This is a genomic window from Xenorhabdus miraniensis (genome assembly GCF_002632615.1).
Genome location: NZ_NITZ01000006.1, coordinates 79,802 through 92,462, shown reverse-complemented (window position 1 = coordinate 92,462; position 12,661 = coordinate 79,802). Strand labels below are relative to the sequence as shown.

Annotated in this window: 15 protein-coding genes; 6 read left to right on the top strand and 9 right to left on the bottom strand. The window is 39.2% G+C overall.

The features are described 5' to 3' along the window. Nucleotides 1–118 precede the first annotated feature (118 nt). Entirely contained in the window at nt 119–337 is a 219-nt protein-coding gene (locus tag Xmir_RS07800) for an HP1242/YdcH family protein (RefSeq protein WP_099113831.1), read from the bottom strand. 269 nt (nt 338–606) lie between these two features. On the opposite strand from Xmir_RS07800, the gene eco reads away from it, so the two are divergent. The 6 genes from eco to Xmir_RS07770 all read left to right on the top strand — a co-directional run bounded on the left by eco (nt 607) and on the right by Xmir_RS07770 (nt 6,487). Next, on the top strand, nt 607–1,083 hold the full coding sequence (gene eco, locus Xmir_RS07795) for a serine protease inhibitor ecotin (RefSeq protein ID WP_099113830.1): 477 nt from the start codon (nt 607–609) through the stop codon (nt 1,081–1,083). A gap of 303 nt (nt 1,084–1,386) precedes the next feature. Further along, the gene (gene aqpZ / locus Xmir_RS07790) at nt 1,387–2,082 is read left to right on the top strand and encodes an aquaporin Z (protein ID WP_099113829.1); all 696 of its coding nucleotides are present in this window, start codon (nt 1,387–1,389) and stop codon (nt 2,080–2,082) included. Between the two features lie 113 nt (nt 2,083–2,195). Beyond that, nucleotides 2,196–2,651 carry a GNAT family N-acetyltransferase gene (locus Xmir_RS07785; protein WP_099113828.1) on the top strand — a complete coding sequence of 152 codons (456 nt, stop codon included), beginning with the start codon at nt 2,196–2,198 and terminating at the stop codon, nt 2,649–2,651. 586 nt (nt 2,652–3,237) lie between these two features. Beyond that, nucleotides 3,238–4,245 (top strand): L-tyrosine isonitrile synthase, encoded by a 1,008-nt coding sequence (gene pvcA / locus Xmir_RS07780; RefSeq protein ID WP_099113827.1) that lies wholly within the window; start codon nt 3,238–3,240, stop codon nt 4,243–4,245. Between the two features lie 34 nt (nt 4,246–4,279). Beyond that, on the top strand, nt 4,280–5,152 hold the full coding sequence (pvcB, locus tag Xmir_RS07775; RefSeq protein WP_099113826.1) for a tyrosine isonitrile desaturase/decarboxylase: 873 nt from the start codon (nt 4,280–4,282) through the stop codon (nt 5,150–5,152). A gap of 30 nt (nt 5,153–5,182) precedes the next feature. Then, nucleotides 5,183–6,487 (top strand): rhabduscin glycosyltransferase, encoded by a 1,305-nt coding sequence (locus Xmir_RS07770; protein ID WP_099113825.1) that lies wholly within the window; start codon nt 5,183–5,185, stop codon nt 6,485–6,487. 85 nt (nt 6,488–6,572) lie between these two features. Here Xmir_RS07770 and Xmir_RS07765 read toward each other — a convergent pair whose 3' ends face one another. From Xmir_RS07765 to Xmir_RS07730, 8 genes are all read right to left on the bottom strand, one after another. After that, nucleotides 6,573–7,169, bottom strand: coding sequence for a YceI family protein (locus tag Xmir_RS07765; protein ID WP_099113824.1), 597 nt, complete (start codon nt 7,167–7,169; stop codon nt 6,573–6,575). Nucleotides 7,170–7,187: 18 nt separating this feature from the next. Next, nucleotides 7,188–7,748 (bottom strand): cytochrome b, encoded by a 561-nt coding sequence (locus tag Xmir_RS07760; RefSeq protein ID WP_099113823.1) that lies wholly within the window; start codon nt 7,746–7,748, stop codon nt 7,188–7,190. 509 nt (nt 7,749–8,257) lie between these two features. Next, nucleotides 8,258–8,422: a hypothetical protein gene (locus Xmir_RS24490; RefSeq protein WP_167385952.1), complete on the bottom strand. Its 165-nt coding sequence runs from the start codon at nt 8,420–8,422 to the stop codon at nt 8,258–8,260. Between the two features lie 150 nt (nt 8,423–8,572). After that, on the bottom strand, nt 8,573–8,968 hold the full coding sequence (locus tag Xmir_RS07755; protein WP_099113822.1) for a hypothetical protein: 396 nt from the start codon (nt 8,966–8,968) through the stop codon (nt 8,573–8,575). 396 nt (nt 8,969–9,364) lie between these two features. Further along, on the bottom strand, nt 9,365–10,438 hold the full coding sequence (locus Xmir_RS07750) for a hypothetical protein (RefSeq protein WP_099113821.1): 1,074 nt from the start codon (nt 10,436–10,438) through the stop codon (nt 9,365–9,367). A 20-nt stretch (nt 10,439–10,458) separates the two neighbouring features. Beyond that, on the bottom strand, nt 10,459–10,908 hold the full coding sequence (locus Xmir_RS07745; RefSeq protein ID WP_099113820.1) for a hypothetical protein: 450 nt from the start codon (nt 10,906–10,908) through the stop codon (nt 10,459–10,461). Nucleotides 10,909–11,301: 393 nt separating this feature from the next. After that, entirely contained in the window at nt 11,302–11,826 is a 525-nt protein-coding gene (locus Xmir_RS07735) for an ISAs1 family transposase (protein WP_099113818.1), read from the bottom strand. A 187-nt stretch (nt 11,827–12,013) separates the two neighbouring features. Further along, complete coding sequence (locus tag Xmir_RS07730; protein ID WP_145956878.1) at nt 12,014–12,571, bottom strand: hypothetical protein; 558 nt, start codon at nt 12,569–12,571, stop codon at nt 12,014–12,016. Nucleotides 12,572–12,661: the final 90 nt, after the last annotated feature.

Below are 12,661 nucleotides of genomic sequence, written 5' to 3'. Positions count from 1 at the left end.
GTTTTTGCCACCGTTATGGTGGCTTTTTTATGGATGTGGAATTGGCGAGGTTCTCTAATCGAGAACATCATATGACGCCTACTTATTAACAAAGCAGGCGTTAAAATTATTGGCAGGACTATTTCTGAGATTCTGCCTGCAAAATCCTTTGCATCTCATCTTTGATGTGTAATTTTTCTTTTTTCAGACGTATAACTTTATCGCTGTAGCCAGTTCCATTTGGGCCTTCAAGCTGGGTTATCTCGTGGTCAAGTCGGTTATGTTTTTCAAACAGGGATTGGAAGCGGGGATGAGATTCTTTCAGGTTGGATACTAAATCACGATATTCTGGAAACATGAGACCTCCTATACGAAATTTACTACCACACTATATGAGTGTAGCAGCCCATTGTAATCTCAGATTTGAGAGATATCACATAAAAAGATCGGGTACTCTTTGTGTGTCTAACTTATTGTTAATAAAAATTAATATTAAAATTTATTGAATATACTTCAAGTTTATGGAATAAGCCTGAAAATCAGTGCATTGCCAAAAAAACATAATTCACATCAGTGTTTTTGTTGTTATGATTCAATCTCCTTTTTAAATATATTCAGAGGTGATATATGAAAAAATATCTATTTCCTTTAGCTGCTTTGATGGTATCGACTTCTGTTTTCGCTGACAAAAAACTGGAAGATGTAGCACCTTATCCTGCTGCTCCTGAGGGAATGGTACGCAGTGTGATTGAACTTCCTCAGCAAGAGCATGAAAACAACTACATGGTTGAGTTGATGATTGGCAAGGACATGAAAGTAGATTGTAACCATCATTGGTTTGGTGGCAAGTTGGAGACAAAAGTATTGGAAGGATGGGGATACAATTATTATGAGCTAAATAAAGTCTCTGGCCCCGCTTCAACAAAAATGGCATGTCCAACCAAGGAAAAAACTGTACGCTTTGTTCAGGTTAATTTAGGTAAGGATGCGGCTATACGTTATAACAGCAAATTACCTATCGTGGTATATACACCAAAATCGATGGCAGTCAAATATCGTATTTGGCAGGCATCGGATGAAGTCAAGACAGCAGTGCATAAATAATCTATTGACTTGGTAAATCAACAACCTGAGTTTTCGTTATATTAAACTCAGGTTGTTCGATTTATAACATTATTTTCTGTTTTTAAATGATTAATACTTTCAATAAACAAGATGTTTCTACAACATTATTTGTCACCAAGTTAACAGTAGAGCATCCTGTAATAAACTGAATCTTAAGATTACATTGATGATATTTTTTTCTCCTTTTTTCTGCCTGTGATTCCTTGCCCATATTTAAAAATACTAACTAAACTGTTTTTGGATTCTTTTGCATTCATGCAAATATCATTGAGGAATCGTAGAATGTTTAAAAAATTATCAGCAGAATTCTTTGGTACTTTTTGGTTGGTGTTTGGTGGATGTGGCAGTGCTGTTTTAGCGGCAGCATTTCCGCAGCTGGGGATTGGTTTTGTGGGGGTATCTCTGGCTTTTGGTTTAACTGTGGTGACAATGGCCTATGCCGTGGGGCATATTTCAGGAGGGCATTTTAATCCTGCGGTAACATTGGGATTATTTGCAGGGGGGCGTATTTCTGCAAAAGATGTCATTCCTTATATCATTGCCCAAGTGATTGGCGGGATTGCGGCGGCGGCAGTGCTTTATCTTATCGCCAGTGGTAAAAGTGGTTTTGATGCAACGGCAAGTGGTTTCGCCTCTAATGGTTACGGCGAACATTCTCCAGGTGGTTTTTCATTACAGGCTGCAATTATTATTGAATTAGTATTAACCGCATTTTTCTTAATGATCATTCTTGGGGCAACAGATAAAAATGCGCCGGCAGGCTTCGCACCATTAGCTATTGGTCTGTCTTTAACCCTTATTCATTTAATCAGTATTCCTGTGACCAATACGTCTGTTAACCCGGCAAGAAGTACAGCAGTTGCTCTTTTTCAAGGAACCTGGGCTTTGGAGCAACTTTGGGTATTTTGGTTGATTCCATTAATTGGTGGTGCTATTGGTGGATTGATATATCGGATACTATTACAGAAAGAAGCTTGATTTATTAATTAATATTCCTCTCATTTTGAAAAGCCATGCTATAGCGTGGCTTTTTTTCTCATTTTTATGATAAATTTTCTTCACCGTTCAATCTTTTCTTAAAAGGAAAAATGATGGAGCAAAATATAACATGGGAACGAGGTGAATATTGGATAACAACAGATAAGAGAAAAATTAATATTCATTTCGTACATAGTGAATTATCGCAATTATTTTGGGCGCGCGGCATTGAGTTTGAAAGAGTCAAAACTGCGATAGAGAATAGTTTATGCTTTGGACTGTTTCATCGCGATAAAGAAATTGGATTCGCCAGATTAATAACTGACTTTGCCATATTATCTTATATCTCAGATGTATTTATTATTGATGAATACCAGAAAAAAGGATTAGGACGTTGGCTGGTGGAATGTATTTTGCAACATCCGGTCATTCCTCAAGTACAAAATGTGGCATTGGTCACTTCTAATGCGGGAGGGCTTTATAGAAAATTTGGTTTTGAGCCTGTTACAGAGAAGGATTTTTTATGGATGCTGGATAAAACGAAAATGCCCAATAACTTAGGTAGATGATAAAGAAATCAGGCGGTTATTATTGATTTTGGATAATACCGCCTGTGTTGCCTGACAGAAAAACAGCTCTCATTGTAATTTCTCCAGAAATGATAACGGATCGAGATTTAATGAGTTGATTATGAACATATGGCATTGTGTTCATCCTTCACTCAAATTGACCGGTAAATTCACTAATTACGTTTTTTCGTACCTATAATAAATAATATTAGATGTTTAATTAATATAGCTTAAGGACATCATTTTTGCAGAAAACATCCTAATTATTTAGATTAAGTTCCAATGTCAAAAAAATTGAATTATTTTTTTAAAAAATTTAATTGTTTTGTGAAATTATAATGATATATATTTAGCTCCGTGATTTTTATGGGAATGCTATAAACACCATTAAATAAGATAAAAGCCCTAATGTTTTTTATTTGTGCTTTGGTTATATCTTATGAATTTTTATTCTATATGTTTTTATTTTTTTGTTTGTCTATATAAAGAAGCAAGTGAGTTGGTATTTTATAAATATAATTATTTACGTTCTGTCAACGTAACTTTCGTTGGCTATAGTGTAGATGTAATCAATTAGGAAAGAGTTATGGAACATTTTGACATAGAGAAAGTGTCGAATAAGATTCTGCATGAATTATTACAGTATAGGCGGCGTTTCCCGGAGTCTGAACATTCGCTTCAATATGAAGAAAAGAGAGTTTCAGAAGTTCAGCTACCACGTATTCGTGCATTTGTGGAGCAAGGTAAGCCCATTGAGTGCATTTTGCCAGCATTCCCGACAAAATCACCAAACCCCCGCAAAGTATTAGGTAAGCTGCCTGATATGGCGGAAAAATTATCATTGATTTTTTTAAATTCTCTTTGCCAGCGCATTCAGCTTTATTATCCGCCTGGAGCAAATATTGTTATTTGTTCTGATGGACATGTATTCAGTGATCTTATTCGGGTTGATGATAACACCATTACTCATTACCAATTGGAAATTGAAAAGCTACTGCAAGAATTAGGTGCAACTCATCTTTCAGTTTTCAATCTCGGCAATGTTGAATCACTCACGCAATATACCAATGATTATGATCAACTACGTGAATTATTGGTGAGTCGTTATGCGTCTTCAATAGAAGAAATTAAGGAAACTCTCAAAGAAAACGAAGAAGGTATTCAATTATATCGGGCTATTACGCGTTTTCTTTATGAGGATAGTTTATTGCCAGAATATACAGGATCGAAAAATGCGTTGCAGAAAGATGCACGTCAGCGATCTGTTGGGGTTATTCAGCGTAGTTGGGCTTGGGGTAACTTGCTTGCAGAACAATTCCCATTGGCAATTCGTCTCTCCATTCATCCACAGCCTGTAGACAGCATCAAAATTGGTATTCATATGATGCCGACCCGGGATGATTGGTTAACACCGTGGCACGGTGTGGCCGCCAACATCAATGGTCAGTTCGTTCTGATGAAAAGTGATGAAGTGAAACAGATGCAGGGACAACTGATCGAAATTCGTGGTGTGCCAAGCCATTACTTGATTGATAGGGTATCTGAAGAAAATCAACAAACAAAATCCCTAAAGGCAGCACAGGCAGAAGAATAACCCTGTGATATACCCAATTTTGAGAGAAAAAATCATGAATACATATGAACTTGATTGCAATATTGAAGTGGTAAAACCGTTTGGGCTGCTGATTACACCTAATTATCCTGATCAAGATATCACTACGTTGCCGGTTGATGCCTTGCGTGAATTGGCCCGCACTCATCTGTTGGTGGTATTGCGCGGATTCCAGTCTGGTTTTACGGATAAAGAGAAGTTGACAGAATATTCCAGCCGCTGGGGTGAAATCATGATGTGGTCATTTGGTGCGGTATTGGATGTGATGGAACATCCTGAACCTTCTGATCATGTTTTGGACAGCGGTAATTTACCGTTACATTGGGATGGAATGTACAGGGAGACAATCCCTGAATTTCAGATATTTCACTGCGTGGCTGCACCAGAGGCTGCTCAGGGAGGGCGAACCACGTTCGTCAATACTGAGAAATTAATTGCTGATGCCAGCGATGACGAGCGCAATAAATGGAAAGATATAACGATTACGTATCGCACAAGTAAGGTGACACATTATGGCGGAGAAGTGGTTTCACCGCTGATTTGTCCCCATCCTGACGGTAAGCGATGGGTACTTCGTTACAATGAGCCGATGAATAAAGAAGATGGGAAATATGCCGATCATCACTCTTTAGTTATGCACGGATTATCACAGGAAGAGCAGGAAACACTGGAGAAAGCGCTATACGAGCGGTTATATGATCCGCGTTATTTATATTCTCACCAATGGCAGTCCGGCGATATTGCCATCAGCGATAATTTTACTTTATTACATGGACGTGAAGCTTTTATTTCCCGCTCTCCTCGTCATATCCAGCGGGTACATATCCATGGCGAACCTGTTTGTGAAAATCACAGTTTTCGCACTATTTCAGTTTCAAATCCGGATTAAGCAACGACTGTTTTAAGGGAGTTTTGATTGATGTCTCGTATTGTTTTAGCTGCTGTTGCAACCCCGGGTCATGTTTTTCCTGTATTTACGATTTCGGCGCATTTAATAGCACAAGGACATGATGTAACGATATTCAGCGGTTCTCTTTTTCAAGAGCAGGCCGAAGCGTTGGGAGCCAGTTTTGTTTCTTTCGATAAACAAGTGGATGTTGACTATCGTTGCCTGGAAAAACACTTCCCTGAACGAGGTGAGCTGGCTCCCGGAAATGCTCAAATGGCGCTGGCAGTGAGGCAGTTTTTTGCAGCTCCTATCCCTGTGTTGTCCAGCCAATTAATGCAGGTACTTGAAGAAGAACAAGCTGACCTTTTGATTATCGACAATACATTTTATTCAGCACTGCCATTATTGCAGAAATCGGCTGGTGAACGTATTCCTGTGATTGCCATTGGTGTTACGCCACTGCCGTGGTCATCAAGAGATACGATATTCTGGGGGCCTCGTATCCCGCCTGAATTGTTACCCGCCGATTTAACTCGTGAACAATTGGTGGATGAGGAAACACAACAGTTGATCAAACAAGTCCGGGAAGCCTTTAATCAGACACTGGCTGCTGTAGATTGTCCGCCTCTGACCAGAGATCACAACGATGTTCTGATGAGCAGTGTGGATCGTTTCTTGCAACTGGCAACTGAGTCATTTGAATTTTCCCGTGATGATTTACCTGAAACGGTGGAGTTTATCGGATCATTGGGTGTGAAAGTGGAGGATGATAACACTCAGATAAATTGGCCGGATGAAAGCCTGCCGTTGATCCTGGTGACTCAGGGAACACTGGCAAATATTGATTTTAACCAATTATTGTTGCCCACATTGCGGGCACTGGCAAACCTGCCAGTTCGGGTCTTGGCGATTACAGGCGGTCGTTCTTTTGACAAACTGGGAGAAGACATTCCAGAAAATGCCAGGGTGGTGGAATATCTCAATTTTGAACACTGGCTTCCCCGTGCATCAGTTTTCATTACTAATGGGGGTTATGGTTCACTGAATTCTGCTATTCGTCATGGTGTTCCGCTGGTGGTTGCAGGAACAGGAGATGGTAAATTGGAAGCGGTTGCTCGCGTAATCTGGTCACGTTGTGGCATCAGCCTGCATACTGACACACCAAGTGAGCAACAGCTATATCAGGCAGTGACAAGGATATTATCCTCTCCTATATGGCATCAGCAGGCACAGATTATTAAGGCAGATTATGCAGCTCATAATGCTTTGGAATCGATCACACGCCATGTTGATGAATTGATTGCTCAATCAGCATGGCGTGCCACTAAAGTATGACGTAGATAATCGATCTCCATCGGTTATGAAGCCATAAAACATAAAAAAGAACGCGGTAACCTAAACATACCGCGTTCTTTCACGATTAAGCTTTTTCTCTCACACCTTCAACAGAAATGACTAACTCGACTTCCTGACTTTTTGGCCCCAAATCGCCTTTAATATTAAAATCTTTCAATTTGATTTTTCCATTAGCTTCAAAGCCTGCACGGTATCCGCCCCAAGGGTCATTGCCTTCCCCGGTTAATTTGGCGTTCAGTGTCACTGGCTTGGTGATGCCATTTAATGTCAGATCACCGATGATGGTGTAGTTTTCCCCTGTTTTTTTCACTTCGGTTGACGTGAACTTAGCCTCTGGATATTTTGCCGTGTTCAGGAAATCAGGGCTGCGTAAGTGCTTATCACGCTCAGCATGATTCGTATCAACGCTGTTTGTTTTAATAGTGACATTAACTTTATCTGCGGCAGGATTTTGGGCATCAAAGGTAAATTTGCCGTCAAATTTCCTGAAGCCACCGTGAAGCCAGCTTATACCCAAATGTTGAATGCGAAATTCAATAAAGGCATGTTGACCGGCAATATCGATTTTATAGTTAGCAGCCATTGCTGAGCTGGTGCCCATCAATAAAACGCCTGCTGTCAGGCCGATTAGCGATTTTTTCAGTACAGTCTTATTCACCATATAATCATTCTCCAAAAATTATTTCTTATCGGGATTGCAACCAAACATTCTTTTTAAGGTGATATCGCGGTCAATAAAGTGATGTTTTAATGCCGCCAGCCCATGCAGTAGCGAAATTACTACAACAATCCAGGCAAAGTAGAGATGGATAACACCGGCAGTATCAGCTTGTATTCCTTGCTCTGTAAGAGTGGCGGGGACTTCAAACCACCCAAAAACATTAATAGCTTCACCATCTGCGGTAGAAATCAGGTAACCGCTGATTAAAATGCCAAACAGAACAATATAGAGCGTTAAATGAACAAGTATTGAGCTGATGCGTGTAAAGAGGCTATAACTTGCCAGTGGTTTTGGTGGGGGAGAGATAAATCGCCATATGACCCGGATGACCATGACAATGAAAAGAAATATACCGATACTCTTATGAAGTTCCGGTGCGCGATGATACCAAGTGTCGTAATAACTTAATGTCACCATCCATAATCCAAGGCCAAACATCCCGTAAACAGCAAGGGCGGCTAGCCAATGGATTAAAACAGAAATATGACCAAAGCGTGTGAAAGTATTTTTTAATAGCATAATAAATGCCTACTGGAGCAGGTTTTTAGTTAAAAAGTTTTTATATTATAGTAGATAAAAATGAAACTTTATTTTAGTGAATTTTAAGCAAATAATTTGTTTAAGAATGTCAAAATTTATCAATGATAAAATGAAGTTATACTATTTTAGATGAGATTAGAATGAGTTCTTTGTTTTGTCTATTTGTTTTGGTTATTTCTTATATCTGATTGTTTTTGCTTTTGGTGAGTTTAATCTAATTTAAGAATTAATTATTGTTAATTATGTTTTTTTGAGGTTTTTATATTTGTAACTATTTAATAATCATTGAAAATAGAAAGGTGGCTTATTATTTTATTGGGGAAATATAATTTTTATTGTTTGTCTGTTTTCTATTATTAGATTAGCCGGCATAGGATTTTATCCAGCTTAGTCTTTTATCCGGTATAGCCCTTTATTTGGTATAGTCTTTTATTTGGTATAGTCTTTTATTCAGCATAGGGTCATGTATTCAATGCGTTGATGACCTATCAATATAGATAATATTCACGTTCAATAAACGTACCGATGATCTTGTCAGGCATACATGGACGCCCTTTGCAACCGTTTTTAAGCACAGTTTTACCCTGTGCATCGATGCCGTGAACCTGAAAAACATTTTTTGCCAGGTCGATGCCAATCGTTGTAATCTCCATGATGGACGTTCCCGTAAAATGAGTATGCTATTTCATTTTGGTACAATTGACGCTATGTGGGACGTCCATCTCATCAGATTAGGTTTCGCTCAGATCATCAATAGTGTCAGATCGAGTCTTAGTTGGTAATCACATTGGTACACATGATTTCTATGGGACCGGATGCGGCCCAACCCACAGAGATGTAATATATTGATTACTATCGCATTCGGCATAAATTTTTTGGCCACTAGAAGCAGCAAAAATTGCCGTTGAAAGCAGGGATTTTCCTGCATCAGTATTGTTTAGATGAGCTGCCCAGAACCAGTTATGACCACTTTCATTTTTAATTGTAAAGGCCAACCAATTTTTATATCCCTTATATCCTGTGGAAACGGAAATAATATAGCCTGTAATGGATCCCTTGCAGTTTATTGCATCATTCTTACCTGTAGAAACGGAGATATTTGGCTTTAATTGGCTGCCAGTTATCTTGTCTCCATTCCCCTCCGCTGACACACTGCAAGCAAGAAAACAAAATAATATGAACAAATAAATTGATTTCATAGCAATTCATTCCTTTTTAATTAATGTGTATTAACATACAGAGAAAGAAGTATAAGAGTCTCACTATTATGACAAGCTGTTTAGAACAGTCGCTTCGTCTAACCAACTCTTAATACAACGTATTCTCGGAACCTGAAAACTTTATTCATAAATTTTTTACTTCGATAAAAATTTCTAGCTATAATTATTATGTTCTTGCCAGTTTTAGTTAAAGCACTTATGGTGAGCTTCTCGTCATTGATTGGTCATCATGTATGATTAATTGGAATTTATTATGTGATGAATAGTCTCCGCTGGAACAGGCGCTTTCACTTCCATTGCATTTTAAACTCAGATTAACCTGACATCCACCCTTTCGGGTAAAGGTGGTATGCCACTGACTATAAAAGATAAGCTCTATCTCATCTGTGGTTTAAGTTCAACTGTACAAATCTTAACTTTTGGTTTTGGCTTAGGCGTGGAATTATTCAGCAATATACTGATAATAGGCACCATTGTTTTTGCTAATGGGTGAACAATATTATAATCACAGTCTGCATTATTATTATAATCATAGTCTGCATTATATGAACGCTCACAAAATCCAGAAACCTGATTGAATAACAACCTTCTTTCATGCTCTGATATATTAATATTATTAATATTTAATGGCCTATTAAGCTGTTGATGCAAAGTTAGTAAAAAATGAATTTGATATCTTAGCATTACTGGTGCTTGTGGAACGCTACTCTCTAAACCGCTGTATACAGCAAAATCATTTAACCTACTAATAAACATCGGGTGAACATCTGTACTCTCAAGGTTTACCCCCTGGAGTACATCATCAGGATGACCCAACCCTAAAGCATGACCCATCTCATGAAGTACAAGCGCATATGTATAAATTTCTGCATACCCACTTAAATCAAGATAATTCCCCATTATGGTTTCCCAAGCTTCGTAAAGCCTGTCAGATACAGCAATGGTAGGCACAAAATATATTCCTGGTGACGTAATGCCATAATTAAATTCCATTTCTTTATATTCATAGTACATAAGCATAGCAGTTATTGCGTCTATATGTCCAAGATAGTAATCAGAACTGGTTCTATCTAGCATAGTAGGCAACATAGTTTGTAGAATAAAATTAGGTTGTTCCCCCGCTTGAAATTCCCTGATAGTAAAATAAGGATTCAGCACATGATTCCAATATGCTGCAGCACGGCGCATAAGTGGTGCGATCCGAATATCAGCTTGGAAATCTTCATATGTATATTGTATCGATAAATTTGGGTCGGGCAGTCTATATCTTATTGTATCTCCGTAAGCCCTTATGGGATTATAAACATTACCTTCTGTATCAAAAAAGAAACCGATAACCGAACGTCTTGGATCATCTTCGGGTAATGGCTGGCCAAATGCCATGAAAATAGATGGTAAAAATGATAACATTGCAATTATGGCAATAAATATTTTCTTTATTAAATTCATAATATGCTCCCATTATCCTTTTACCAAGCATCTGGCCCAACCCATAAAGAGTTAATATTTCGGTGATCTCCGACCGTCTCGCACTCAGCAAGAGTTTTTTGCCCACTAGCGGCAGCATATAACGCCAATGCTTGTATGGATTTACCTTCATCTGTATTAGCATCATACTGTGACCAGTACCATTCGGGGTTTTCTCTATTTTTATCAACCACGGTAATAGCGATATAATTTTTTATCTTCGGGCCTTTGTTATAACCTCCATACCCAATAGCAACAGAGACAACATAACCGCGGTAGGAAGACTTAGCGGTACATTTTTTTCCTTGTTCAACAAGTTGAGGCGATTTTTCGTTGGCGTTAGGTTTTATTTTATAAACTTGGGTATATGCTGCTGAAAAAAAACTTAGGGTGAATAAAATAAAAACTCCTGACAGTATTTTTTTCATGATATTCATAAACATGATATTCATAAATAAGTCTCCGTTTTAATTTTATTAAAAATTTGTGTTGTTGGCTTCACCTCATGGTCTTTGTAAAAACTGGAACGGAGCAAGTAACAAGTGGCAAGTGAAATACGGGCGTTATCGTCTTTTGTACGTTCAATATAATTGAGTAAGTAAGCACCGAAGATAATTCGGGCTATGTTAGTGTGAACTGCCAAGGTGAGACAAAGGTGTCGAACAAACCTGTAATTCCTGCATCCAGGTGTGAACCGATAGTTGCATTTGACACCTCTTCTTATGTTGAGGAAGAGAAGGGGTCTATCATAACACATAATCGGAGCCAGGGCAACCGCATGAATGTTTAAATTTCATCCAAGCACGTTGACGTTTTTTTCTGAGATTTAGCTTCTTACACCTTTCTTAGTTTCTTCTTTTTTTAGCATATTTAAAGCTATTCGCCATAGTATTGCATAGTATTGCGATATTTTCTGCCGCATTTTCACGATAGATTTGGCAATTATCTTCCCGAAAGGAGACATCAAGTACCCCGTGTAGATTGTTTTCAATCTGCCAGTGACCGCGTACCGCTTGAGCAAAGGTGCCTTCTGTTAATTCCGCTGAACTGATGTAATAGCAATACTCCAAACGGGCGGATTTTCCTTTTTCTTGTCGATAACCCACTACAACACCAAGCGTTTTTAACTCCGGCCATTCGGGAAAATGGGCCGCCAATAATCGGGCACTCAAGAGATGACTTTCTTTGATTTCTATACATCCATGCCCTTGCTTTATATGAATTTTTTCTCTTGTGGAGGGCGCTGGAAGTTGTTTTGCCAAGGCGTCCTTGACGGCACGATGGAGTGTCGGTTGATTGTCTTTCACACTGAGCAAATAATCAGCGCCGGCTTCAACAATGTCTCGGGCTATCTGGGTCTGGCATCCCATTGCATCAAATGCAGAGGCGATTACCGTCGAGCAAACAGAGCTGAAAGACCGGTTTTGCTAAATCAATACCAAGAATTTTATTACGCATGATGGACGTTCCCGTAAAATGAGTATGCTATTTCATTTTGGTACAATTGACGCCATGTGGGACGTCCATCTCATCAGGTTAGGTCTGAGTCAGTACAAATTAGGTGAAATCGGCATGTCTTAAAAGTGATTGCGTAACTTCGTTCAAGTCATAGAGCTGATGGTTGGTGAGCCCATGCCCGAAGGTGGGGTCAATCGGAATAATGAAATCCTGACTTTGATTGTGCAACCACAAAGCCTTAAAATCGCACCACGCCAAATTCAATTCTCGTAGTTGAAATTCCTGTTGCTGCACCCGGGCATCCGATTCTGCGGCATGGAGTGCCTGTATTGTAGATGCCAGCGTCGGGCCATCAAGGGTCATCGACACGAAATTGAGCTTGTCATCTTTTAGGTTCAGATGAATGTCGGCAACAACTGCACCACCGGACAGAAGAAGGTATCGCCATCCCACCTTTTGCGCAGCTTCGGTCAACGACTTCGTTTTCGCAAAAACATCACCGTCAACGTGGAATGCGTCGATGGGCATAGATGTTGAAACATCGCTTAAATCCAGGCCAGGGCTTGTATCCGTCCACCCTGCCGCTGAAATATTTTTCAGGGTGGATGCGATTATTTCGGTCACGCCATCTGGATGGTTTGAGAATAAAATAGACATATTACTCCTCGATTATTTTGGAATAGTTCACGTATTAGAGACTACAGCCACATTCATCGCTGACGACAAGTCCATCCTTGTCAAGGTCAG

Bases quoted from the DNA above. Each gene is read 5' to 3' on its own strand.
- Xmir_RS07800 (WP_099113831.1), bottom strand. From the start codon at position 337: ATGTTTCCAGAATATCGTGATTTAGTATCCAACCTGAAAGAATCTCAT.
- eco (WP_099113830.1), top strand. From the start codon at position 607: ATGAAAAAATATCTATTTCCTTTAGCTGCTTTGATGGTATCGACTTCT.
- aqpZ (WP_099113829.1), top strand. From the start codon at position 1,387: ATGTTTAAAAAATTATCAGCAGAATTCTTTGGTACTTTTTGGTTGGTG.
- Xmir_RS07785 (WP_099113828.1), top strand. From the start codon at position 2,196: ATGGAGCAAAATATAACATGGGAACGAGGTGAATATTGGATAACAACA.
- pvcA (WP_099113827.1), top strand. From the start codon at position 3,238: ATGGAACATTTTGACATAGAGAAAGTGTCGAATAAGATTCTGCATGAA.
- pvcB (WP_099113826.1), top strand. From the start codon at position 4,280: ATGAATACATATGAACTTGATTGCAATATTGAAGTGGTAAAACCGTTT.
- Xmir_RS07770 (WP_099113825.1), top strand. From the start codon at position 5,183: ATGTCTCGTATTGTTTTAGCTGCTGTTGCAACCCCGGGTCATGTTTTT.
- Xmir_RS07765 (WP_099113824.1), bottom strand. From the start codon at position 7,169: ATGGTGAATAAGACTGTACTGAAAAAATCGCTAATCGGCCTGACAGCA.
- Xmir_RS07760 (WP_099113823.1), bottom strand. From the start codon at position 7,748: ATGCTATTAAAAAATACTTTCACACGCTTTGGTCATATTTCTGTTTTA.
- Xmir_RS24490 (WP_167385952.1), bottom strand. From the start codon at position 8,422: ATGGAGATTACAACGATTGGCATCGACCTGGCAAAAAATGTTTTTCAG.
- Xmir_RS07755 (WP_099113822.1), bottom strand. From the start codon at position 8,968: ATGAAATCAATTTATTTGTTCATATTATTTTGTTTTCTTGCTTGCAGT.
- Xmir_RS07750 (WP_099113821.1), bottom strand. From the start codon at position 10,438: ATGAATTTAATAAAGAAAATATTTATTGCCATAATTGCAATGTTATCA.
- Xmir_RS07745 (WP_099113820.1), bottom strand. From the start codon at position 10,908: ATGAATATCATGTTTATGAATATCATGAAAAAAATACTGTCAGGAGTT.
- Xmir_RS07735 (WP_099113818.1), bottom strand. From the start codon at position 11,826: ATGGGATGCCAGACCCAGATAGCCCGAGACATTGTTGAAGCCGGCGCT.
- Xmir_RS07730 (WP_145956878.1), bottom strand. From the start codon at position 12,571: ATGTCTATTTTATTCTCAAACCATCCAGATGGCGTGACCGAAATAATC.